At 43.9% G+C, this 22,787-nt stretch carries 25 protein-coding genes; 24 read left to right on the top strand and 1 reads right to left on the bottom strand.

The annotated features are described in order from the left end of the window. Positions 1-67 precede the first annotated feature (67 nt). Positions 68-1,318 (bottom strand): methionine adenosyltransferase, encoded by a 1,251-nt coding sequence (metK, locus tag CKK33_RS05120; RefSeq protein ID WP_095703069.1) that lies wholly within the window; start codon positions 1,316-1,318, stop codon positions 68-70. A gap of 213 nt (positions 1,319-1,531) precedes the next feature. Between metK and CKK33_RS05125 the strand changes: the two genes are divergently transcribed. The 24 genes from CKK33_RS05125 (at position 1,532) to CKK33_RS05240 (ending at position 22,785) form a co-directional block, all read left to right on the top strand. Then, on the top strand, positions 1,532-2,425 hold the full coding sequence (locus tag CKK33_RS05125; RefSeq protein WP_095703070.1) for a diacylglycerol kinase family protein: 894 nt from the start codon (positions 1,532-1,534) through the stop codon (positions 2,423-2,425). A 6-nt stretch (positions 2,426-2,431) separates the two neighbouring features. Next, positions 2,432-2,767 (top strand): translation initiation factor, encoded by a 336-nt coding sequence (locus tag CKK33_RS05130; protein ID WP_095703071.1) that lies wholly within the window; start codon positions 2,432-2,434, stop codon positions 2,765-2,767. A gap of 176 nt (positions 2,768-2,943) precedes the next feature. Next, positions 2,944-4,536: a phosphoenolpyruvate carboxykinase (ATP) gene (gene pckA / locus CKK33_RS05135; protein WP_233138150.1), complete on the top strand. Its 1,593-nt coding sequence runs from the start codon at positions 2,944-2,946 to the stop codon at positions 4,534-4,536. Positions 4,537-4,831: 295 nt separating this feature from the next. Beyond that, positions 4,832-5,665, top strand: coding sequence for a MotA/TolQ/ExbB proton channel family protein (locus tag CKK33_RS05140; protein ID WP_095703073.1), 834 nt, complete (start codon positions 4,832-4,834; stop codon positions 5,663-5,665). 100 nt (positions 5,666-5,765) lie between these two features. Continuing rightward, positions 5,766-6,389: a biopolymer transporter ExbD gene (locus tag CKK33_RS05145; RefSeq protein WP_095703074.1), complete on the top strand. Its 624-nt coding sequence runs from the start codon at positions 5,766-5,768 to the stop codon at positions 6,387-6,389. Between the two features lie 2 nt (positions 6,390-6,391). After that, positions 6,392-6,925: a biopolymer transporter ExbD gene (locus CKK33_RS05150; RefSeq protein WP_095703075.1), complete on the top strand. Its 534-nt coding sequence runs from the start codon at positions 6,392-6,394 to the stop codon at positions 6,923-6,925. A 35-nt stretch (positions 6,926-6,960) separates the two neighbouring features. After that, the gene (locus CKK33_RS05155; protein WP_095703076.1) at positions 6,961-7,785 is read left to right on the top strand and encodes an energy transducer TonB; all 825 of its coding nucleotides are present in this window, start codon (positions 6,961-6,963) and stop codon (positions 7,783-7,785) included. 6 nt (positions 7,786-7,791) lie between these two features. Then, positions 7,792-8,022, top strand: a complete 231-nt coding sequence (locus tag CKK33_RS05160) for a hypothetical protein (RefSeq protein ID WP_095703077.1) — start codon at positions 7,792-7,794, stop codon at positions 8,020-8,022. Beyond that, a complete protein-coding gene (locus CKK33_RS05165; RefSeq protein ID WP_095703078.1) occupies positions 8,012-8,938 on the top strand; it encodes a PstS family phosphate ABC transporter substrate-binding protein in 927 nt (308 codons plus the stop codon). Before CKK33_RS05160 ends, CKK33_RS05165 begins: the two co-directional genes overlap by 11 nt. Before the next feature lie 25 nt (positions 8,939-8,963). Further along, complete coding sequence (locus tag CKK33_RS05170) at positions 8,964-10,673, top strand: tetratricopeptide repeat protein (protein WP_095703079.1); 1,710 nt, start codon at positions 8,964-8,966, stop codon at positions 10,671-10,673. Between the two features lie 81 nt (positions 10,674-10,754). Beyond that, positions 10,755-11,126, top strand: coding sequence for an NADH-quinone oxidoreductase subunit A (locus CKK33_RS05175; protein ID WP_095703080.1), 372 nt, complete (start codon positions 10,755-10,757; stop codon positions 11,124-11,126). Positions 11,127-11,237: 111 nt separating this feature from the next. After that, positions 11,238-11,780: an NADH-quinone oxidoreductase subunit B gene (locus CKK33_RS05180; RefSeq protein ID WP_095703081.1), complete on the top strand. Its 543-nt coding sequence runs from the start codon at positions 11,238-11,240 to the stop codon at positions 11,778-11,780. Continuing rightward, entirely contained in the window at positions 11,780-12,283 is a 504-nt protein-coding gene (locus CKK33_RS05185; protein WP_095703082.1) for an NADH-quinone oxidoreductase subunit C, read from the top strand. The genes CKK33_RS05180 and CKK33_RS05185 overlap by 1 nt, the downstream gene beginning before the upstream one ends. 3 nt (positions 12,284-12,286) lie before the next feature. Continuing rightward, positions 12,287-13,498, top strand: coding sequence for an NADH-quinone oxidoreductase subunit D (locus CKK33_RS05190; RefSeq protein WP_095703083.1), 1,212 nt, complete (start codon positions 12,287-12,289; stop codon positions 13,496-13,498). Beyond that, positions 13,491-14,015, top strand: a complete 525-nt coding sequence (gene nuoE, locus CKK33_RS05195; protein ID WP_095703084.1) for an NAD(P)H-dependent oxidoreductase subunit E — start codon at positions 13,491-13,493, stop codon at positions 14,013-14,015. The genes CKK33_RS05190 and nuoE overlap by 8 nt, the downstream gene beginning before the upstream one ends. 1 nt (position 14,016) lies before the next feature. Continuing rightward, positions 14,017-15,381, top strand: a complete 1,365-nt coding sequence (nuoF, locus tag CKK33_RS05200; protein ID WP_095703085.1) for an NADH-quinone oxidoreductase subunit NuoF — start codon at positions 14,017-14,019, stop codon at positions 15,379-15,381. Between the two features lie 46 nt (positions 15,382-15,427). Continuing rightward, a complete protein-coding gene (locus CKK33_RS05205; RefSeq protein WP_198952443.1) occupies positions 15,428-15,781 on the top strand; it encodes a four helix bundle protein in 354 nt (117 codons plus the stop codon). 61 nt (positions 15,782-15,842) lie between these two features. Continuing rightward, entirely contained in the window at positions 15,843-16,841 is a 999-nt protein-coding gene (locus CKK33_RS05210; protein WP_095703087.1) for a 2Fe-2S iron-sulfur cluster-binding protein, read from the top strand. Continuing rightward, positions 16,841-17,881 carry an NADH-quinone oxidoreductase subunit NuoH gene (gene nuoH / locus CKK33_RS05215; RefSeq protein WP_095703088.1) on the top strand — a complete coding sequence of 347 codons (1,041 nt, stop codon included), beginning with the start codon at positions 16,841-16,843 and terminating at the stop codon, positions 17,879-17,881. Before CKK33_RS05210 ends, nuoH begins: the two co-directional genes overlap by 1 nt. Before the next feature lie 16 nt (positions 17,882-17,897). After that, entirely contained in the window at positions 17,898-18,395 is a 498-nt protein-coding gene (locus tag CKK33_RS05220; RefSeq protein WP_095703089.1) for an NADH-quinone oxidoreductase subunit I, read from the top strand. Between the two features lie 59 nt (positions 18,396-18,454). After that, entirely contained in the window at positions 18,455-18,961 is a 507-nt protein-coding gene (locus CKK33_RS05225) for an NADH-quinone oxidoreductase subunit J (RefSeq protein WP_095703090.1), read from the top strand. Further along, entirely contained in the window at positions 18,961-19,290 is a 330-nt protein-coding gene (gene nuoK / locus CKK33_RS05230; protein ID WP_095703091.1) for an NADH-quinone oxidoreductase subunit NuoK, read from the top strand. Before CKK33_RS05225 ends, nuoK begins: the two co-directional genes overlap by 1 nt. A 100-nt stretch (positions 19,291-19,390) precedes the next feature. Continuing rightward, the gene (gene nuoL, locus CKK33_RS05235) at positions 19,391-21,295 is read left to right on the top strand and encodes an NADH-quinone oxidoreductase subunit L (protein WP_095703092.1); all 1,905 of its coding nucleotides are present in this window, start codon (positions 19,391-19,393) and stop codon (positions 21,293-21,295) included. 23 nt (positions 21,296-21,318) lie between these two features. Further along, on the top strand, positions 21,319-22,785 hold the full coding sequence (locus CKK33_RS05240) for a NuoM family protein (protein WP_095703093.1): 1,467 nt from the start codon (positions 21,319-21,321) through the stop codon (positions 22,783-22,785). Positions 22,786-22,787: the final 2 nt, after the last annotated feature.

The raw sequence follows: 22,787 nt of genomic DNA on the forward strand, positions 1-22,787 counted from the left end.
GTTAAACGGGTAATAAGAAAGGCGTACCGTTAACTGGTACGCCTTTTAATTTATTCGGTATTAGCGTTTATAAAGCAAAGGCGCTCTTAACTTTCTCTACATAATCAAGTTTTTCCCAGGTAAATAGTTCTACCTCGCGGGTTACCACGCTGCCATCATGCGCGTTGAACGATTTGGTAACCGTTTCGCTTGGGCGCCCAAAGTGGCCATAGGCAGCAGTTTCGCTATAAATTGGGTTACGCAATTTAAAACGTGTTTCAATAGCGTAAGGGGTCATGTCAAAGATGGCTTCAACCTTTTTAGCGATCTCGCCATCGGTTAAACCTACCTTAGCGGTACCGTAAGTATTTACATAAATACCCATTGGTTGTGCTACACCTATAGCGTATGATACCTGCACCAGTACTTCACTGCAAATACCGGCAGCAACCAGGTTTTTAGCAATGTGGCGGGTAGCATAAGCGGCTGAGCGGTCGACTTTTGATGGGTCTTTACCTGAGAACGCACCACCACCGTGCGCGCCTTTACCACCGTAAGTATCTACAATAATTTTGCGGCCGGTTAAGCCTGTATCGCCATGCGGGCCGCCGATCACAAACTTACCGGTTGGGTTAATGTGGTATTTAATATCGTTGTTAAAGAAGTGCGCGTATTTAGGGTATTTAGCTTTAACACGCGGGATCAGGATGCTGATGATATCATTTTTGATCTTTTCCAGCATCTCTTTTTCCTCAGCAAAATCATCATGCTGTGTCGAGATAACAATTGCATCTATACGTTGCGGCTGGTTATCATCATTATACTCTAACGTAACCTGCGATTTTGCATCCGGACGCAAATATTTAATGTCGGTATTTTCGCGGCGGATGGCGGCAAGCTCGCGCAATAGCGCGTGAGCAATGTCTAAAGCAAGCGGCATGTAATTATCCGTTTCGCTGGTGGCATAGCCAAACATCATCCCTTGGTCGCCGGCGCCTTGCTCTTCTTTGCTTTGGCGGTCAACCCCCTGGTTAATATCCGGCGATTGCTCATGGATGGCCGAAAGTACACCGCATGAGTTACCATCAAACATATATTCACCTTTGGTATAACCTATACGGTTAATTACATCGCGGGCAATTTTTTGAACGTCTAAATAGGTTTTTGATTTCACTTCGCCGGCAAGTACTACCTGGCCGGTAGTTACTAACGTTTCACAGGCTACTTTTGATTCCGGGTCGAACGCCAGAAAGTTATCAATTAACGCGTCAGATATCTGGTCGGCAACTTTATCCGGATGTCCTTCTGAAACAGACTCCGATGTAAATAAATATGACATATAATAATGTATAAAACGTTAAAGCCGAAAGGTAAGAGATTTATTTGAAACGCTGTAAAAAGGAGAGCAGGGTTAGCACTTTTTTACGTGGTTGCAATCCAGCATTTGCAAAGCAGCAAAGGCATTAAATCAGTCCACTTTCGGGAGGTAAAAATAAAACAATTTTCCTTAAAGCCGAAAAACATTTACTTTTGCCCGCTCAAACATAGATAGTTGAAAAGGAAAGCTTTATTTATCATCAACCCCGTATCAGGAGGAAAGAAAAAGGATAACGTGCCGGGGATCGTAAAGGAGCACCTTGATCCGGCTGTGTTTGAATATGACTTTGAATTTACTACCGGTATATTCCACGCGCATGACCTGGCCGTGGCAGCCGTAGGCGAATATGATACTATTGTAGCCGTTGGCGGCGATGGTACCGTAAACGAAATAGCATCGGGCATTGCAGAAACCGAAACCGAACTGGCTGTGATTCCATTCGGATCTGGGAATGGGTTGGCCCGCTTCCTGGGCATACCTATGGATACCGTAGGCGCCATCAAAAACATGAATACCGGCCGCAGCATTGTAATAGATGCCGGCAAAATGAACGACCAGTGGTTTTTTAATATGGCCGGAATGGGCTTTGATGCCCACATCAGCCATGTTTTTGCGCAGGGCGGCGATAAACGGGGTTTTGTTAACTACTTTAAATCGTCATTACAGGAAATTGCCAACTACCGTTCGCAGGAATACCATATTGAGGTTGACGGCCAGGCGTTGGATAGAGAAGCTTTTATGCTGAGCATTGCCAACTCATCACAATATGGTAACAACGCGCATGTATCGCCCACGGCGTCGGTACAGGATGGTTTGCTGGATGTATGCGTAATAAAGCCTTTTCCGCTATGGAGATTCCCGGAGATGGGCCTGAGGATGTTTACCAAAACGGCAGACAAATCCAAATACGTTGAGATCATTAAAGGGAAGCACGTGCATATTACACGTGTAAAGCCCGGCCCAATACACCTGGATGGCGAACCGCAGTCGGCTGATATGGATATCAGGATAGATGTGGTCCCGTCGGCACTAAAAGTTATAGTGGGTAGTTCATATCATAACAACTAAGCAGCTATGGCAAAGAAAAACTACACCGGCATCATGTATTCAACCGATCCGGGCTTCCAATACCAGGAAGAAGGAAGCGGGCAACAGGAAACTTTGCCGCCTCAGCAACAAAATCTCAAAATATTTTTAGACCGTATAAAGGGCAATAAGCTGGTAACCCGTGTCAACGGCTTTGTTGGTACGAATGCCGACCTGGAAGCAATAGGCAAGCAACTCAAAAGCAAATGTGGGGTAGGAGGCACCGTAAAAGATGGTGAAATACTACTGCAGGGCGATTTTAGAGATAAAGTGCTGGCTATGCTGCAAACAGATGGTTACAAGGCTAAAAAAGCCGGAGGATAGTGTATTGAGATAATTTTTATTTTATTCTTAATTTACTGTTTATTAACTATTTACATGATGTGTAAAAAATACATCATGTAAAAAAATATAATTAAGCTCTTGTGTGCTGCCTTGCTAAAGGCCTAAGTTTGGATAAATCAATCGTCTGAAAAATTTACCCTTACATGGAAAGCATCATGAAAAGCAGTTCGCCTCTACGCTACCTCGGCCTTTACAATCCTAATATTCAATATCAGTTAACCCAGCATCAACTTGTTGACTGTGCCCTGGAACGCAATGAAGGCAGCCTTGCGGATAGCGGAGCGCTGGCAGTGGATACCGGCAAATTCACCGGGCGTTCGCCAAAGGACAGGTTTATTGTTGACGATCACATTAGCCATGATCAGGTTTGGTGGGGTAATATCAACTACAAGCTTGATGGCGGCCGGTTTATGGCTTTATGCCGTAAAATGCAAGCGTACCTAAATAAGCTTGATGTATTGTTTGTGCGCGATTGCCGGGTTTGTGCCGATGAGCAATACCATATGGATGTGCGGGTGATTACCGAAACCGCTTACCAGAACCTGTTTGCACACCACTTATTTATACGCCCGGAAAAGGCCGATATCTCTCAAAGACCCGGTTGGACCGTTGTTGCCGCCCCCGGTTTTGAGGCCGACCCGGAAACCGACGGCACCCGTCAAAAGAATTTCACCATCATCAGCTTTAGCAAAAAGGTTATTCTTATAGGCGGTACCGGTTATACCGGCGAAATTAAAAAGAGTATTTTTTCGGTACTTAACTTTATTCTGCCGCATGATCATGGGGTGCTGCCTATGCATTGCTCCGCCAATGTCGGCGAAAAAGGAGATACCGCGATTTTCTTCGGGCTTTCAGGCACGGGTAAAACCACGCTTTCTGCCGATGCAGGCAGGAAATTGATTGGCGATGATGAGCATGGATGGAGCGACAACGGTATTTTTAATTTTGAAGGCGGCTGTTATGCCAAGTGCGCCGGCCTTTCCATAGATAAAGAACCGCAGATATATCATGCTATTAAACCTGGTGCCCTGCTGGAAAACATTAATTATATAGCAGGTACTACCAGGGTAGACTTTGATAATATAGCTAAAACGGAGAATACCAGGGTAGCCTACCCGGTAGAGAATATAGCAAACGCGTTGATGCCAACAGTAGCTGGTGTGCCCCAAAATATTTTCTTTTTAACGGCCGACGCGTTTGGCGTTTTACCTCCCATAGCCAAACTTACTGCTGAACAGGCTATGTATCATTTTGTGTCCGGATATACGGCAAAGGTAGCGGGTACAGAGAACGGTATAAACGAACCTAAACTTACCTTTTCGGCCTGCTTTGGCGAGGCCTTCCTGCCTTTAAACCCCATAGTTTACGCGGAGATGCTTGGAGAAAAGATCAGGAAATACCATGTAAATGTGTGGCTGGTAAATACCGGCTGGACGGGTGGCCCTTATGGTGTGGGGCAAAGGATGCGATTGAGTTATACGCGCGCTATGGTAACTGCTGCCCTAAACGGCGGGCTGGATCATGTGGGTTACCGCCCACATCCGGTATTTAATGTAATGATGCCTGAAAGTTGCCCCGGCGTACCTGACAGTGTGTTGGATCCGCAGGCTACCTGGGCCAGTGCATCGCAATATGAGGAGCAGGCACACCAACTGGCGGCTGCGTTTATTAAAAACTTTGATAAATATGCGGCTTACGGTACCGAAAAGCTTACAAATGCCGGCCCAAGAGCAGTTGAAACAGTATAGTTAGACCTGATTATATCAGTTTAGTTACACATTTTTTATGTGTTATAACTTGCTATTTTTAAAAATTATAGGTTTAATTGTAAAAAATTGTCTACGCGATAGACAATTTTTGTGTTTTATAGCGTTATGTAAAAACCAATTTGCAAACGCTTTTTGCTGAATATTAAATTATTATAAACAAATGCAGAAATAGTTTTTTTATTTCATAGAAATTCTAATTTTGTTTCTCGCTTATTGCGCACACATTTTATTAACTTTTATAAACAACAAAACAAAAACTAAAAATTAAAAAGTAATGGCAAACGCACCAACAAAACCAACTACTCCTGTAAAAAAAGAAAGCTCAAGTGCATCGGGCGCATTTGCGACTTTGACTATTCCAATTTGTATTGCTGTGGCGATATGCATTTTCATTTTCATTTTAGGTCACCCAAGTCACTATAAAGGCGGCGACCCGGAAAACGAGCCCGTAGATTTATTCGGTACCGTACACAAAGGTGGTATTATCGTACCTATCATCATGTCATACCTGTTAATGGTTATCGTTTTCTCTTTAGAGCGGTTCGTAGTAATTGGTAAAGCATCTGGTACAGGTAACGTTGATACTTTTGTAAGAAAAGTACAATCAGCCTTAAACGCAGGTAACATTGACGCCGCTAACGCTGAGTGCGACAAACAAAAAGGTTCTGTGGCCAACGTAATTAAATCAGGTTTGAAAAAATACCGCGAAATGGAAATTGAGCCAAACCTTGACGTTGACCAGAAAACTTTAGCTATCCAGAAAGATATCGAAGAAGCAACTGCTTTGGAAATGCCAATGTTAGAGCAAAACTTAACCATCATCGCTACTTTAGTATCTATCGGTACATTAACCGGTCTGTTAGGTACGGTAATCGGTATGATCAAGGCCTTCGGTGCGTTAGCAACTTCAGGTGCTCCTAACCAGGCTGCATTATCAAGCAGTATCTCTGAGGCACTTATCAATACCGCATTAGGTATCGGTACTTCAGCTGTATCAATTGTAATGTACAACGTATTTACATCAAAAATCGATAAGTTGACTTACGCTATTGACGAAACTGGTTTCAGCATCGTTCAAACATTCGCGGCATCACACAAAAACAGATAATTGTAAAATAAAGTTCTTATATAACCATTTTTATCAAAATTAAATTTGGTTATTTAATTAATAGTCTTTAATTTTACATTATCATAAACAAAGGAAAAAAATGCCAAGAGTAAAAGTCGCAAGAAAGAGCACCTCGATAGATATGACCGCCATGTGCGACGTAGCTTTCCTGCTGCTTACTTTCTTCATATTAACTGCAAAGCCAAGGACAGAGGATCCGGTGCCGGTTGATATTCCTGCCTCTTCTGTAGAGCAGCCTATTCCTGACGATAACACATTGTTGTTAACTGTTGGTCAGAATAAGGTTTTCTTTGGAGTGGATGGTAATGATATCCGTAAGCAAACACTTATCCAAATGGGCGAAAAATATAAAATAAATTTCACCCCTGAGGAGCAAACCAAGTTTGCGGCCCTTCCAACATTTGGCGTGCCTATTAAACAATTGCAAGGTTTTCTGGCACTTGAGCCTACACAACGTAAAGAGTTTAAGCAACCTGGCATCCCGCGCGATACTACCAACAACAATGAGTTGTCTGACTGGATCCGTGAGGCCCGTAGAGCTGACGTTGCTTTACATAACAAGGCTTTGCGCATCGCTATAAAAGGCGATAGCAAGGAAGAGTATCCGGTAATCGGTCAGCTGATCGCTTTGTTGCAGAAACAAAAAATTAACAAATTTAATTTTATCACTTCGCTGCGTGCTGCGCCTAAAACAACTAAATAAAGATGGCAGAATTAGACACCTCCTCCGGCGGGGGGAAAAAAGGCGGGAAAGTAAGAAGTAAAAAGGCTTCAACACGTGTTGACTTAACAGCGATGGTTGACCTTGCGTTCTTATTGATCACCTTCTTCATGTTCACTACCACCCTGTCGAAACCAAAGGCTATGGACGTAACCATGCCTGATAAGGATGATCAGAATAAAGACCAGTTGGCGGTTGCTGCATCACGTTCTATGACGTTGCTGCTTGGCGCTAACGATAAGGTAGAATGGTTTGTAGGTGAGCCGGGAAAAACGCCACCAGAAACTACAGGCTATGGTAAAGACGGTTTACGTAAAGTACTCATCGAAAACGGAGAGAAGATACAACAAACCACCGGTAAGTATATGACCGTGCTGATCAAACCAAGTGATAAATCAAACTACAAAAACGTAGTTGATGCTTTGGACGAAATGAAGATCACTGGTGTGCAGTCATTTGCTATTGTAGATATTACACCGGCAGAGCTTGGCCTGTTGAAACGTGACGGCAACTACTAATTGATAATTAACAGAAGAAAACTAACGCTATAACAATGCTCGGATCAAAATTAGACATACTAAACCAGCAATGGATAGACGTTGTATTTAGAGGGCGTAACAAAGCATACGGTGCATACGAACTAAGAAAAGACAACTCCCGTAATACTAACCGGGCGCTTTTAATTGGTGTTGTACTGTTTGTTTTCCTTATCTCTTTAAAAACAATCTTAAACGCCATTGAGGGTTTCATACCGAAGGCACCTGAAAAAGTGAAGGTGACCGAGGTGGTTTTACCGCCACCACCGGTGAATGAACAACAGAAACCACCACCACCGCCACCAGAACCACCTAAACCCAAGGTTGACCAGGTGCGTTTCCCACCTCCGGTAGTAAAGCCGGATAACGAGGTGCGTGAAAAAGAACCTCCAACTGTAAAAGAACTGGAAGTTGCTGATCCTGGTCCGAAAGACCAGAAAGGTGACCCTAACCAGGACATCAGGATCGAGGAACCGGTGGGTAACGCTGACGTTAAACAGGTAGTGGAAGAAAACACTAACCAAATTTTTACCGCGGTAGAGAAATCACCAAGCTTCCCTGGCGGCGAAGGTGCTTTTGGTAAATACCTGGGTAAAAACATCAAGTATCCGGCTGTTGCCCGTGAGAACAATGTTCAGGGACGTGTAATCTTAACCTTCGTGGTTGAGCGCGACGGTTCTCTAACTGATATTAAAGTGGTTAGAGGTATCGGCAGCGGTTGCGACGAAGAAGCTATACGCGTATTAAAGGCTTCTCCGAAATGGACTCCTGGTATACAAAACGGTCGTCCGGTGCGTGTACAATACAGCATACCTGTAAACTTTGCACTGGCCGAAGAATAAAAACTAATGTCAGAAGATAATCAAGAACAGCAAAAATCGCCCAAAAGGCGGTTTTTGCTTATTTTAGGCGTTACCGCATTTACATGTTTTATTGTTTTAGGGCTGCTCATTATATTTTGGGATAAATTTCCATTAGAAATGCCTCAAACCCGGAGAACAATTTTTGGCTCTATTATCTTATTATACGCGGTACTGCGTTTCTCACGATATTTAAGAAAAGACCCCAATGAGAGGTAACCTGTTATTCGTATTTGGTGCTTTAGCCGTTATATTGGCAGTGCAGGGATGCGGCCAGTCTGGCAGTGGTAACAAAAAAGCGCAACAACCCATGGATGGCTTTACTTCAGGTATAGCTCAATTCTCTGCTGATGAATCTTTTTCTCCTATTATCGACGAAGAACTGTTTGTATTTAAAAGCGCTTTCCAGGATGCTAAACCGGTAATTACTTATAAACCGGAAACCGGCGTGATCTCTGATCTGCTGAATGATAAAACAAGGATAATTATTACCTCCCGGTTGTTGGATACCATGGAAACGGGCGTATTAAAGCGCAGGGCGTTAACACCTGAGGTAAACAAATTTGCTACCGACGCGGTAGCCATTATTATTAACCGGGCATCTAATGATACGACAACATCTGTAAGCGAGATCAAGCAAATGCTGAATGGAAAGGCTAAAACAGATAAAAGCATTGTTTTTGACAATCCAAACTCGAGCCTGGTGAGATATTTGAAAACATTATCGGGTAATAACGAGTTAAAACAAAAAAATATTTATGCCTTGAGCTCTAATAAGGAGGTTATCAAGTACGTGAGTACACACCCCAATGCTATAGGCATTACCGGCTTCAGCTGGCTAAACGACCCGGATAAAGACTATGCGGACGCTGTTGAAAAGGTTAAAATCGTAGGCGTTAAGGACGATAATAGTAAAACCGCCACTAATGAATACTTTAAACCATCGCAAACAACACTTGTCCAACATACGTATCCGCTAAGCCGGTCGTTGTATATTATCGATTGTACAGGCCGTAAAGGTTTGGGAGCCGGGTTCGCTTCATTTTTGGCAAGCGAGCGCGGGCAGCGTATCATACTTAAATCGGGCTTATTGCCTGAGGTGATCCCGCAAAGGGAAATTAATATTGTACACTAACTATACATTCATATAATAAACTAAGATGAAAATGATCAGTAAAATAAGTAAGCTCGTACTGGCGCTGAGTGTTGTGGGGTCGTCGGCTTTTGCACAAAGTTTAGCTGATGCTAAAAAAGCGATTGACGCGGAGCAGTATCAGAAGGCTAAATCGATGCTGAAGAATTTGACCGTTACCCAGGCTAATAAAGATGAGAACTATTTTTATTACGGATGGGTATATATACTGCAGGATTACCCTGATTCGGCTAAAGCGATATTTCAAAAAGGGATAGCCGTAAACCCTAAGTCGGCTTTAAACTACGCCGGTTTAGGCGCTGTTGCCTTTGTTGATAAAGACAGGAATACCGCTACCACCAATTTTAACCAGGCTGTTGCCCTGGCAGGTAAAGACAGCAAACCTTATTTATATGTAGGCCGTTCTTACCTTTTAAATGATGTAGACGGTAAAGTACCCGCGGCTGATGCTAATGCGGCTATCGCTATCTTAAATAAAGGTAAAGCTGTAAACCCTAAAGATGCTGAGATATTATTAGCATTAGGTGATGCCTACCGTACTCAATTAAAAAACACTGACGCTTTAGGCAGTTACCAGGCCGCTTTGGATATTGATCCTAAGCTGGCTCATGCTAAAGTGGCAACCGGTGTTATATGGAAATACGCTAATAACTTTGAGGCTTCTGAAAATGAATATAAAGCCGCTTTAGCGATTGACCCGAACTATGGTCCGGCTTACCGTGAGTGGGCTGAAACTGATGTACGCTGGGCCTTTAACGACCCAAGAATGGCATCAGCTAAAATTAAAGAAGCAACAGACCAATATAAAAAATACTTGTCGCTAACAGACCTTTCTTTGGATTCGCGCTTACGTTATGCCGACTTCTTACTGTTATCAGGTGATTACAAAACCCTGCAAACAGAAGCCGCTGCTTTGTCAAAAGATGCAGCTAATAACCTGAAAGTATACCGTTACCTGGCTTATGCCGCATACGAAAACAAGGACTATGCTGCAGGTTTACAGGCCATGAATACCTGGATCACCAAGGCTGATCCTAAACGTATCATTCCTCGTGACTACCTGTACCTGGGCCGTTTACAGATCGCTTCAAAACAGGATTCATTAGGTATTGCGTCATTGCGTAAAGCCGCGACGTTAGATACGACCCAGGCTGACGTATACTCTGAAATTGGTAAAACACTGTTTGGCCAGAAGAAATATCTGGAGGCAGCTCAGGCTTATGGTACTTATACTCAAAAAAGCCGTAACGCCAAGTTGTTAGATCACTTTTACGAAGGTTTGAGCTACTACTATGGTTTCCAGGATCAGTATTTCTCTAAAGATAAAAGTGTAAAAGCTGATACATCTTTACTGGCAAAAGCAGATTCGGCATTTAGCTATGTAGCACAAAAAAGCCCTACCACAGCCGATTCTTACTTATTTCGTGCACGTGTAAACGATTACCGTGAAAAAGACCGGAATAATATTGTGGGTTATGCCAAACCGTATTACGAGAAATTTATAGAGGTATCACTGGCAAAAGGTGCTCCTTCTGATAAGGTTAAAAAAGACCTGGCAGAAGCTTATGTATACTTAGGCACTTATGCGGAGTTTAAGGAAAAAGACACCGCTAAAGCTACTGACTACTTCACCAAAGCAAGAGATATGGACCCTACTAATAAGCAAGTAGTATCCTTCTTTGCTAAAAAAGGTGGTGCAGGCGCCAGAGGTAAATAAAGCTTAATTTCAATTAATTATATACAAAGCCCCTCTAAAAAAGGGGCTTTGTTATTGTAAGTGCATTTGTATATTTGCAGCATGGAAACACAAAGTTTACCCATTAATTACCTACCCATCATCTTCCAGATGCTGGTAGCCATTGGCTTTGTGGTTACAACAATGTTTGTAACCCACAAAATTGGCCCTAAGCGTAAAACAAAAGATAAACTTACCCCATTTGAATCGGGTATCGAGGTGGTAGGTAATGCCCGCACGCCGGCATCTATCAAATACTTCCTGGTGGCTATCCTGTTTGTGTTGTTTGATGTGGAAGTAATTTTTATGTACCCATGGGCCGTAAACTTTAAGGATATGGGTAAAACCGGGATGATAGAGATGTTCATCTTTATGGCCACACTGCTCGCGGGCTTTATTTACGTAATCAAAAAGAAAGCGCTCGACTGGGATTAGTTTAGACTGATTCTAAATATATTGCGTGGACGGCCACAGTGTATTTGTTACAGCACATTTGTTGTAAATTTGTCTTGTCAGTTTAGCTGATATTAATTTCATTACAAAATAATGAGTGATATACAAATAGTTGATGCCCCTGCGGGAGTTGAAGGATCGGGGTTTTTCGCTACTTCTCTTGATAAGGCTATAGGTTTGGCACGTGCCAATTCACTATGGCCGCTTCCATTTGCTACATCATGCTGTGGTATTGAGTTTATGGCTACCATGGGCTCGCATTATGACCTTTCGCGTTTTGGTGCCGAGCGTTTGAGCTTTTCGCCACGCCAGGCCGACCTGCTGATGGTAATGGGTACGATATCTAAAAAGATGGCCCCTGTGCTTCGCCAGGTGTACCTGCAAATGGCCGAGCCCCGCTGGGTAATGGCTGTAGGCGCTTGCGCATCAAGTGGTGGTATATTTGATACTTACTCGGTTTTACAGGGCATTGACGAGGTAATACCCGTTGATGTTTATGTACCCGGTTGCCCGCCACGCCCCGAAGCTATTATAGATGGCTTTATGGGTATACAACAATTGGTAAAAACAGAATCGTTACGCCGCCGTAACGAACCTAAATACCAGGAATTACTGGCTAAATACGGAATACAATAATGGGTAAGATAACTAACGAGGAACTTTTAAGAAGGCTCGATGAAAAATTTGGCGGTACGGTGGTACAAACCGGCGCCGATTTTGGTTTACTTACTGTAGAAACCAGTGTTGATGCCATTATTGATGTTTTGAGCTTCCTGAAAAATGATGAAGCGCTAAGGTTTATCTTTTTAACAGATATTACCGCTATACATTATCCGGAAAGTGAAAAACCTATCGGCGTGATCTATCACCTGCATAGCCTCACCACCAATACCCGTATCCGCGTTAAAGTTTTTATGCCCCTGGATAACGTGCATATCCCTACCGCTACAACCCTTTGGGATGGCGCCAATTGGATGGAGCGTGAAACCTACGACTTTTTCGGGGTGATATTTGACGGGCACCCGGACCTGCGCCGGATACTGAATGTGGATGACATGACCGTATTCCCAATGCGCCGCGAGTACCCGCTGGAAGACCCTAACCGCGTTGATAAAAAAGACTACTTTTTCGGAAGATAACATATGCAGAACCATCCCGTATATACAGATACCGATCCGCAGAGTGAATACTCTACGCTAAACCTGGGCCCAACCCACCCTGCAACCCATGGTGTGTTCCAGAACGTTTTGCAATTGGATGGCGAGCGTATTGTAAGCGGTGTATCAACCATAGGTTACATACACCGTGCATTTGAAAAAATCGCTGAGCATCGTCCGTTTTACCAGATAACACCGCTTACCGACCGTTTAAACTATTGTTCGTCACCCATTAACAACATGGGCTGGCACATGACGGTTGAAAAACTTTTAAATATTACTACCCCTAAGCGTGTTGATTACATGCGCATCATTATTATGGAACTGGCACGTATTGCCGACCATATTATTTGTAACGGGGTTTTGGGTGTAGATACAGGCGCTTTTACCGGCTTCCTGTACATGATGGAGTACCGCGAGGAGATCTACGAGATTTATGAGGAGATCTGCGGCTCGCGTTTAACCACCAACATTGGTCGTATAGGCGGTTTCGAGCGTAATTTTAACCAAATCGCTTTTGATAAGATCAGGAACTTTGTAAAGAAGTTCCCGGCTGTATTAAAAGAGTTTGAAGCGCTGTTTAACCGTAACCGCATATTTGTTGACCGTACAAGAGGTGTGGCCCCTGTTAGTGCCGAAACCGCTTTAAGCTATAGCTGGAGTGGCCCTTTACTGCGTGCCGCCGGTGTAGATTATGACGTACGCGCAATGGAGCCTTATTCATCATATGATGAGTTTGACTTTGAGGTGCCTGTAGGCGATAATGGTGATGTTTACAGCCGTTTCCTGGTGCGTAACGAGGAAATGTGGCAAAGCCTTCGCTTAATTGAGCAAGCACTGAATAAAATTGAAAAAGAGCCATCGGATATTTTCCATGCCGATGTGCCTGAATTTTACCTGCCTCCAAAAGAGGAAGTGTACAATAACATGGAAGCATTGATCTATCACTTTAAAATAGTGATGGGCGAGGTAGATACCCCTCGTGCTGAAGTGTACCACGCTGTTGAGGCTACAAACGGCGAATTAGGTTTTTACCTGGTTAATGATGGTGGCCGTTCGCCTTATCGTTTGCATTTCCGCAGGCCAAGCTTCATCAATTACCAGATGTATGCGCCAATGAGCCGTGGTATGCTGCTGTCTGACGCGATTATTAACATGAGTAGCTTAAACATTATAGCGGGAGAATTAGATGCTTAGTGTACAAAATACCGATGCACCGGTAACCTTTACGCCGGAGCTGCTGGGCAAATTTGCCGAAATTGTTGCCCGTTATCCTGAAGGAAAACAGAAATCGGCGCTATTGCCGATTCTGCACCTGGTGCAGGCCGAGTTTGGCTGGGTAAGCGCGCCTGCTATGGATAAGGTTGCTGAATACCTGGACATACAACCTATTGAGGTTTACGAGGTGGCAACGTTTTATACCATGTATTTTTTAAAGCCGCAAGGCAAATACATGTTAGAGGTTTGCCGTACAGGCCCATGTGAAATTGTTGGCGCTACGCCGATAATGGAACATATAGAAAAAACTCTTGGCGTTAAAGAAGGTGATGTTACTCCCGATGGCTTATTTAGCTGGAGAGGTGTAGAGTGCCTTGCTGCCTGCGGTTATGGCCCTGTATTGCAAATTGGCCCTGAATATACTTTCTACGAAAATTTAACAACCGAATCGGTTGATAAACTGATAAGTGATTTAAAAGGAAAGGCGAACAATTAAAATGGGACGCAAACTTTTACTTGAACATATAAATGTACCCGGCATCAATACCTTTGATGTATACCGTTCAAAAGGCGGCTATGCATCGGTAGAAAAGGCCCTTAAAACTCTTTCGCCTGATGATGTGGTAGAAGAGGTAAAAAAGTCGGGCTTGCGCGGCCGTGGTGGCGCGGGTTTCCCTACGGGTATGAAATGGAGCTTTTTGGCCAAGCCTGAAGGCGTACCTCGTTACCTGGTTTGCAATGGCGACGAGTCTGAACCCGGTACTTTCAAAGACCGTTATTTAATGACCCACATCCCTCACTTATTGATTGAGGGGATGATCGTAGCCAGCTACGCTTTAGGTGCGAATACGTCATACATCTACCTGCGAGGTGAGATGATGCCGCAGATCCGCATACTGGAAAGAGCTATCGCGGAAGCTAAGAATGCGGGCTTTTTGGGTAAAAACATTTTAGGCACCGGTTACGATCTGGAACTATATGTGCAGCCGGGTGGCGGTGCTTACATATGTGGTGAAGAAACCGCCTTGTTAGAATCGTTGGAAGGTAAACGTGGTAACCCACGTATTAAACCACCATTCCCGGCTATTGCGGGTTTATATGGCTGCCCTACAGTGGTAAACAACGTTGAATCGATAGCGGCTGTAGTGCCGATCATTAACCACGGTGGCGATGAATACGCTAAAATAGGCATCGGCCGTAGTACAGGTACCAAGCTCATTTCTGCTGGTGGTAACCTAAAGCGCCCGGGTGTTTACGAGATAGAATTAGGTGTTACTGTTGAGGATTTTATCTATGGCGATGATTATTGCCAGGGTATTGCCAACGGCAAACGTTTAAAAGCGGTTGTTGCCGGTGGTTCATCAGTACCTATCCTGCCTGCTAACCTCATCTTGAAGACCATTAACAACGAAGCCCGTTTAATGACTTACGAGTCGTTGTCTGATGGTGGTTTCGCAACCGGTACCATGTTAGGCTCGGGTGGTTTTATCGCTTATGACGAAGACCAGTGTATTGTTCGTAACACCTGGAACTTTGCCCGTTTCTATCACCACGAAAGCTGTGGGCAGTGTTCGCCATGCCGCGAGGGTACAGGATGGATGGAAAAAGTATTGCACCGCCTGGAATTTGGTCACGGTAAAATGAGCGACATGGACCTGCTGGTTGATGTAAGCAAGAAAATAGAAGGTAATACGATTTGTCCGCTGGGTGACGCGGCAGCATGGCCTGTAGCCAGTGCCATACGCCACTTTAGGGACGAGTTTGAGTGGCACGTAACTAATCCGTCTGTAGCTTTAACAAGCAATTACGGTTTGGCACATTACGCGGATCCGCTGCCGGTATTGGAGAAAGCGGAAGTTTAATTGTAAGTCAAAATTCAAAAGTAAAAATTCAAAATAGGAAAGCAACTTGAGCGAAAAGCCGTATGACATCAAACAGCGATGTTACCAGTTCTCAAAAGAGATCATGCTTTTTATCTCAAATGCCAGGTATGACAGAATTTACTTTTCAGTATTTGATCAGTTACTAAGAAGCGGTACCTCAATTGGTGCCAATATAATTGAAGCGAAATCTGGTAGTTCGACGAAAGATTTTAGGAACTTTTATAACATAGCTCTTAAATCGGCGAACGAAACAAAGTACTGGATATGTTTGATAAGGGACACGATCTTATTAGACGAGAAGGAGAAGCTAAACAAGTTGTTGAACGAAGCCGATGAGATTTCAAAGATCATCGCTTCGATAATCATCAACCTTAAGTAATAAAGGAATTATAAAAAGGATGAGAGTTTTTGACTTTTGACTTTTTAATTTTGAATTTCAAATGAAGGTTACAATTGATAACATATCAATAGAAGTAGAAGCCGGGACCACCATCCTTAATGCCGCAAGGATGATAGGTGGTGACATTGTTCCGCCTGCTATGTGCTATTACTCAAAACTGCAGGGGAGTGGTGGTAAATGCCGCACCTGTTTGGTAAAAGTGAGCCAGGGTTCAGAGAAAGACCCGCGCCCTATGCCTAAACTGGTGGCCAGCTGCCGTACTACCGTAATGGATGGTATGGTGGTGCAAAACATTACTTCGCCTGAAGTAATTGAGGCACGTAAAGGCGTTGTGGAAATGCTTTTGATCAATCACCCGCTGGATTGCCCTGTGTGCGACCAGGCCGGCGAATGCCACCTGCAAGACCTAGGCTACGAGCACGGTGCCGCAAAAACCCGATACGAGTTTGACCGACGCACATTTGAAAAGATAGACATTGGCGATAAGATACAACTGCACATGACGCGTTGTATACTTTGCTACCGTTGTGTTTTCACTGCCGATCAGATCACCGATCACCGTATCCATGGTATTTTAAACCGTGGCGATCATTCAGAAATATCAACCTACATCCAAAAAGCCGTTGATAACGACTTTAGCGGTAACGTAATTGACGTTTGCCCGGTAGGAGCGTTAACTGATAAAACTTTCCGCTTTAAAAATCGTGTTTGGTTCACAAAACCGGTTGAAGCACACCGCGATTGCGAAACAGAAGGCTGCTGCGGTAAAGTTACCCTTTGGTACAAAGGTGAGGATGTTATCCGCGTAACCGGCCGCAAAGATGAGTATGGCGAAGTAGAAGAATTTATCTGCAACACCTGCCGCTTTGATAAAAAGAAAACTGCTGATTGGGTAATTGAAGGCCCGCGCAAGGTTTCAAACAAATCGGTTATCAGCGCTAACCACTACGAAACGCTAAAACCGCTTCCGGTTGTTAAAACCAACCCGCTGTTGCAGGAAGCAAATAAAGAACAATTTGAAAGGGAGACACGCCTGTAATGGAACTGATAGACCTGCTAATTAAGATCGCACTCATCATTGTAATATTTGTGATAAGCCTGGTAGTAGCCATGTACTCTACCTATGCTGAGCGTAAGATCGCGGCATTTTTCCAGGATAGGGTTGGCCCTAACCGTGCAGGCCCATGGGGTATTTTACAACCCCTTGCCGATGGTGGTAAAATGTTCCTGAAAGAAGAGATCATCCCAACCAACGCTACAGGTTTCCTGTTCATTGTAGGCCCTTCGCTGGCTATATTAACAGCATGTATCGGTTCGGCAGTTATTCCATGGGGGCAAAACCTGGAGATTGGCGGCCGTGTGATCCCGCTGCAGGTTACCGATATCAACGTAGGCATCCTCTACATCTTTGGTGTAGTATCATTAGGTGTTTACGGCATCATGATTGGTGGCTGGGCATCAAATAACAAATACTCGTTGTTAGGCGCTATTCGCGCTGCATCACAAAACATCAGCTACGAAATTTCAATGGGCCTTTCTATCATCGCTTTGCTGATGGTAACAGGCACTTTAAGCCTTGGCGAAATTGCTAAACAACAGCACGGTTTCTGGGCTGATGGTTATTTCAGTTGGAACGTATTTAAACAACCTTTGGGCTTCCTGCTGTTCATTGTGTGTGCCTTTGCGGAAACCAACCGTTCACCTTTCGACTTACCCGAGTGTGAGACCGAGCTGGTGGGTGGTTACCACACCGAGTACTCGTCAATGAAGTTGGGTTTCTACCTGTTTGCAGAGTATATCAACATGTTCATTTCATCGGCAGTTATGGCTACGCTTTACTTTGGCGGTTATAACTTCCCTTTTATGGATCTGATACACTCGCCAAACCTGGTTGCCATATTGGGCGTGGTTGCATTGTTCATTAAAATATTCATGTTCATCTTCTTCTTTATGTGGGTACGCTGGACCCTTCCGCGTTTCCGCTATGACCAGTTGATGGACTTGGGCTGGAAAACACTTATTCCGCTGGCTATCGCCAACATTGTGTTGACCGGTATATTTATGACATTTTTTAAATAGAGAAGGATTTTAATTAATGGAATCATTAAGTAATAAAAAGAAGCAATTAGAGATAAAGCCGCTTAATTTTTGGGAGCGTGCTTACCTGCCTGCTATCGCAAAAGGGCTCTCTATCACCATGAGCCACTTTTTTAAAAAGCCGGTGACCATTAAGTATCCCGAAGAAAAGCGTGAGTTCTCTGAAAACTTCCGTGGCATGCACTCGCTTAAACGTGATGAGCAGGGCCGCGAACGTTGTACGGCTTGCGGTCTTTGCGCACTATCGTGCCCGGCAGAGGCGATAACCATGACGGCTGCTGAGCGCCAGAAAGGCGAAGAACATTTATATCGCGAAGAAAAGTATGCCGCGGTTTACGAGATAAACATGCTGCGCTGCATCTTCTGCGGATTATGTGAAGAGGCATGCCCAAAAGAGGCGATCTATCTGGACGGCGATATTGTACCATCAGATTACCTGCGTAAGGATTTTATATACGGTAAAGACAAATTAGTAGAAGCACCTTTAAATCAATAACCAAAGTTTTATACCTTTGCCCAGCTTTTACGGGCAAAAGGTATTTGTAAATATCAACCATGAGTACATTTTACTTCATTGCGTTTTTATCCATATTTTTTTCAATACTGGTTATTTCTGCAAAAAACCCGGTACATAGCATCCTGTACCTGGTGCTTACCTTTTTTACTTTTACCATTCATTATATTTTACTGAACGCCCAGTTCCTGGCTGTGGTAAACTTTATTGTTTACATGGGCGCTATATTGGTGTTGTTCCTGTATACACTCATGCTCATCAACTTGAATAAGGAGGCTGAGCCGGTTAAACCTTTCATGGTGAAGATAGCGGCGGTTTTTGGTGGTGGTATACTGGCGGTTGCGTTGGTATCGTCATTAAAGTTATTAGGCGTATCAGACCCCGTAGTGCTAAAGAACCCTGATCTCGGCCTGGTAAAAAACCTGGGGAAAGTATTATTTAACGAATTTTTACTGCCTTTTGAAATATCATCCGTACTGCTGCTATCAGCAATGGTAGGCGCGGTATTGCTGGCAACTAAAGAGAAAGAACCTAAAGCAACCATCTGATGGAAAGTTTAACCCGTACCATTCAAGCGGTTCCGCTTAATCACTACATATTTTTAAGCGCTATCATTTTTTCGATAGGTGTTATGGGCGTATTGCTGCGTCGTAACGCTATTGTGATATTCATGTCGGTTGAGCTAATGCTTAACTCGGTTAACCTGTTGCTTACCGCTTTCTCAGTTTACCGCGGCGATGCGGCGGGTCAGGTTTTTGTATTTTTTATTATGGCGCTTGCCGCTGCCGAAGTTGCAGTAGGCCTGGCTATTATAGTAATGATATACCGTAACACCAATTCAATAGATATCAACGTACTGAACAGGTTGAAATGGTAGAAGCCCCCAGCTCCCTAAAGGGGGAGTAGGAGAGCAACAATAAATAACGAACAACAAACTTCTGTTCCCCCTTTAGGGGGTTAGGGGGCATTAGACTTATATGGACAAAATTATCTGGCTTATTCCTGTACTACCCTTAGCCGGTTTTATTATCAACGGCCTTGGTCGCAACGCTTTGTCAAAAGGTGTTATTGGCACCATTGGTAGTTTGCTTGTACTGGCATCATTTGGTATAAGCGTTGCTACATTTTTCCAGGTTAAATCAACCGGTGTACCTGTAAACGTTCAGCTTTTTGATTGGATTAGCGTTGGTACGTTTCACATCCAGATGGCTTTCCTGATAGATCAGTTGAGTGCCATTATGCTGCTGATCATCACAGGTGTTGGTTTCCTGATCCACCTGTATTCGGTAGGTTACATGCATGACGATGCTGGCTTTGGTAAGTTCTTTGCTTATTTAAACCTGTTCGTATTCTTTATGCTGCTGCTGGTGATGGGCAGCAACTACGTAGTTATGTTCATTGGCTGGGAAGGCGTAGGTTTATGTTCATACTTGCTGATCGGTTTCTGGTATACCAACCCAAGTTATGCAGATGCGGCCAAGAAAGCCTTTATCATGAACCGTATAGGCGACTTAGGTTTCCTTTTAGGTATATTCCTGCTGATGGATCAGTTTGGCAGTGTTGCTTATGCTGACATTTTCCCTAAAGCGGCAGGTGCTGTAGCGCACGGTGCTCCAATAGTACTCATCACCATGTTATTGTTTGTGGGCGCGGTAGGTAAATCGGCACAGTTGCCATTATTTACCTGGCTGCCCGATGCGATGGCCGGCCCAACCCCGGTATCTGCTTTGATACACGCCGCAACCATGGTTACCGCTGGTATCTATATGATAGCACGCTCAAACATCCTGTTTACGCTGGCCCCAACAACCATGGAAGTTATTGCCATTGTTGGGTTGGCTACGGCAGCATTCGCGGCATTAATCGCGTTAACACAAACGGATATAAAAAAGGTACTGGCTTACTCAACCGTTTCTCAGTTGGGTTACATGTTTTTGGGTTTAGGCGTTGGTGCTTACACCGGAGCATTCTTCCACGTATTAACGCATGCGTTCTTTAAAGCGTTACTGTTCTTGGGTGCAGGTTCTGTTATCCATGCCATGAGTGGTGAGCAGGATATGCGTAAAATGGGCGGTTTAAAAGGTAAGATCAAAACTACCTTTATCACTATGTTGATTGGTACTATTGCCATAGCGGGTATTCCGCCATTCTCGGGCTTTTTCTCTAAAGACGAAATTTTAGCTGCCGCATTCGCGCACAGCACCGTATTTTATGTAATAGGTGTTATCACCGCAGGTTTAACCTCATTCTATATGTTCAGGATGATGTACCTGACCTTCTGGGGTAAGTTCCGCGGTACACACGAGCAGGAACACCACCTGCACGAGTCGCCTGCTAACATGACCATCCCCTTGATCATATTAGCCATCCTTTCGGCTATCGCCGGAGTTATTGGTGTACCTGCCGTATTGGGTGGCCATCACGAATTAGGCGCTTTCCTTGCACCGGTATTCGAGGGCTCTACCAAATTATTAGGCGAGCACGAGCTAAGCCACAACACCGAGTGGATATTGATGGGCACATCGGTATTGATCGCTTTGGCGGCAATGGGATATGCCTATAGCAAATATGTTTCTGGCGCGCAGGTGCCGGTAGCTGATGAAGAAGAACGCCCGGCGTTAACCAACCTGTCATACCACAAATTTTACGTTGATGAACTGTATGATAAATTGATACGCAAGCCGCTTGATTCGCTTTCAGTATTCTTACACCGCGTGGTTGAACAGTTGGGTATTGATGGTTTTGTAAATGGTTTGGGTAAAGGCACATTAGAAACCAGCAAGGGCTTGCGTTTGCTGCAAACAGGGAACGTAGGTTTCTATATATTCATGATGGTGATAGGCATCATCGGTATTTTGGTTTATAGTTTAGTTAAAATATAAGCGCATAGCGTTTAACATACAAAATGACGGTTAGCATTTTAATATTTTTACCGATAGTAGCAGCAATACTAACGCTGTTTTTTAAGAATGAGGCAGCTAAGCATGCCGCTTTATTTTTCTCGGTGGTTGAGCTGGGCATAGTTGCTTACTTTGTTTCAGGGTTTGTACCTAACGCAACGGTACAATACGTGATTGATACTCCATGGATCCCGCAGATGGGGGTATACTTTAGTGCCGGTATTGACGGGATAAGTATGGTGATGGTATTGCTCACCACCATATTGGTACCGCTGATCATCCTGAGTACATATCAGCATGAGTATAAAAACGCTAAAGCTATCTACGCGCTCATCTTATTTATGCAGGCCGGTTTGTTAACCGTATTTACCGCGCTTGATGGCTTCTTGTTCTACGTTGGCTGGGAAGCTGCGCTGATCCCTATCTATTTTATCTGCGCGCTTTGGGGCGGCGAGAACCGTATACGTGTAAACATCAAATTCTTTATCTATACGTTTGCCGGTTCGTTATTTATGCTGCTGGCTATCATTTACCTGTACCTGCAAACCCCAAATAAGGTTTACGATGTACATGCTTTTTATGAACTGAGCCTCAATATGAAACAACAGACCTGGATATTCTGGGGCTTTTTTATCGCATTTGCTATTAAAATGCCGGTATTCCCTTTCCATACCTGGCAACCTGATACTTATACTGAAGCACCTACCGCAGGTACTATGATGCTTTCGGGCATTATGCTAAAAATGGGTATTTACGGTGTAATACGCTGGTTAATACCTAATGCTCCAATTGGCTTTTTGAAAATGGAATACGTGGTATTGTTGTTATCGGTAGCCGGCATTGTTTACGCTTCAATTATCGCGTTTAAGCAAAAAGATGGCAAACGCCTGGTAGCTTATTCGTCTATAGCACACGTTGGCCTTATCGCGGCCGGTATATTTGCCTGGAGCATCCAGGGGTTACAGGGCGCCATGATACAAATGGTTAGTCATGGTATTAACGTAGTGGGCATGTTCTTCATTTGGGATATTATCAGCAGGCGTTTAGGTACGCGCGACATGAGTCAGCTGGGCGGTATCGCTAAAGTAGCTCCTCAATTTTCTATCGCTTTCCTTATTATCGTTTTAGGTACAGTAGCATTACCATTAACCAATGGCTTTGTAGGCGAATTCCTGTTATTAAAAGGAGTATACAACTACACTATCGTATTTGCGACGGTGGCGGGCTTAACCATTATATTCGGTGCGGTTTACATGCTGCGCATGTACAAACAGGTTATGCAGGGGGAACTGAATGAGCTAACAGCTACTTTTACAGATATAAAAGGATCAGAGAAGCTGGTGCTGGGCATTATCTGCGCGTTAATAATTGTTATTGGTGTTTATCCGCAACCATTGCTGCATCTTTCTGAGGCATCGGTTACTAATTTGTTTCAAACAGTTTCGGCGAAATTTACAGCGGCGAAGTTTTAATA

Origin of the sequence: Mucilaginibacter sp. MD40, from assembly GCF_002288635.1 — a bacterium.
Taxonomy (GTDB): domain Bacteria; phylum Bacteroidota; class Bacteroidia; order Sphingobacteriales; family Sphingobacteriaceae; genus Mucilaginibacter.

Excerpts from the sequence above, each read along its gene's own strand:
- nuoH (WP_095703088.1), top strand. The coding sequence starts at position 16,841 with ATGGAACTGATAGACCTGCTAATTAAGATCGCACTCATCATTGTAATA.
- CKK33_RS05155 (WP_095703076.1), top strand. The coding sequence starts at position 6,961 with ATGCTCGGATCAAAATTAGACATACTAAACCAGCAATGGATAGACGTT.
- CKK33_RS05140 (WP_095703073.1), top strand. The coding sequence starts at position 4,832 with ATGGCAAACGCACCAACAAAACCAACTACTCCTGTAAAAAAAGAAAGC.
- CKK33_RS05220 (WP_095703089.1), top strand. The coding sequence starts at position 17,898 with ATGGAATCATTAAGTAATAAAAAGAAGCAATTAGAGATAAAGCCGCTT.
- CKK33_RS05240 (WP_095703093.1), top strand. The coding sequence starts at position 21,319 with ATGACGGTTAGCATTTTAATATTTTTACCGATAGTAGCAGCAATACTA.
- CKK33_RS05145 (WP_095703074.1), top strand. The coding sequence starts at position 5,766 with ATGCCAAGAGTAAAAGTCGCAAGAAAGAGCACCTCGATAGATATGACC.
- CKK33_RS05130 (WP_095703071.1), top strand. The coding sequence starts at position 2,432 with ATGGCAAAGAAAAACTACACCGGCATCATGTATTCAACCGATCCGGGC.
- CKK33_RS05225 (WP_095703090.1), top strand. The coding sequence starts at position 18,455 with ATGAGTACATTTTACTTCATTGCGTTTTTATCCATATTTTTTTCAATA.
- CKK33_RS05210 (WP_095703087.1), top strand. The coding sequence starts at position 15,843 with ATGAAGGTTACAATTGATAACATATCAATAGAAGTAGAAGCCGGGACC.
- CKK33_RS05150 (WP_095703075.1), top strand. The coding sequence starts at position 6,392 with ATGGCAGAATTAGACACCTCCTCCGGCGGGGGGAAAAAAGGCGGGAAA.
- nuoE (WP_095703084.1), top strand. The coding sequence starts at position 13,491 with ATGCTTAGTGTACAAAATACCGATGCACCGGTAACCTTTACGCCGGAG.
- CKK33_RS05160 (WP_095703077.1), top strand. The coding sequence starts at position 7,792 with ATGTCAGAAGATAATCAAGAACAGCAAAAATCGCCCAAAAGGCGGTTT.
- CKK33_RS05175 (WP_095703080.1), top strand. The coding sequence starts at position 10,755 with ATGGAAACACAAAGTTTACCCATTAATTACCTACCCATCATCTTCCAG.
- CKK33_RS05180 (WP_095703081.1), top strand. The coding sequence starts at position 11,238 with ATGAGTGATATACAAATAGTTGATGCCCCTGCGGGAGTTGAAGGATCG.
- nuoF (WP_095703085.1), top strand. The coding sequence starts at position 14,017 with ATGGGACGCAAACTTTTACTTGAACATATAAATGTACCCGGCATCAAT.
- CKK33_RS05170 (WP_095703079.1), top strand. The coding sequence starts at position 8,964 with ATGAAAATGATCAGTAAAATAAGTAAGCTCGTACTGGCGCTGAGTGTT.
- metK (WP_095703069.1), bottom strand. The coding sequence starts at position 1,318 with ATGTCATATTTATTTACATCGGAGTCTGTTTCAGAAGGACATCCGGAT.
- CKK33_RS05165 (WP_095703078.1), top strand. The coding sequence starts at position 8,012 with ATGAGAGGTAACCTGTTATTCGTATTTGGTGCTTTAGCCGTTATATTG.
- CKK33_RS05185 (WP_095703082.1), top strand. The coding sequence starts at position 11,780 with ATGGGTAAGATAACTAACGAGGAACTTTTAAGAAGGCTCGATGAAAAA.
- nuoL (WP_095703092.1), top strand. The coding sequence starts at position 19,391 with ATGGACAAAATTATCTGGCTTATTCCTGTACTACCCTTAGCCGGTTTT.
- nuoK (WP_095703091.1), top strand. The coding sequence starts at position 18,961 with ATGGAAAGTTTAACCCGTACCATTCAAGCGGTTCCGCTTAATCACTAC.
- pckA (WP_233138150.1), top strand. The coding sequence starts at position 2,944 with ATGAAAAGCAGTTCGCCTCTACGCTACCTCGGCCTTTACAATCCTAAT.
- CKK33_RS05190 (WP_095703083.1), top strand. The coding sequence starts at position 12,287 with ATGCAGAACCATCCCGTATATACAGATACCGATCCGCAGAGTGAATAC.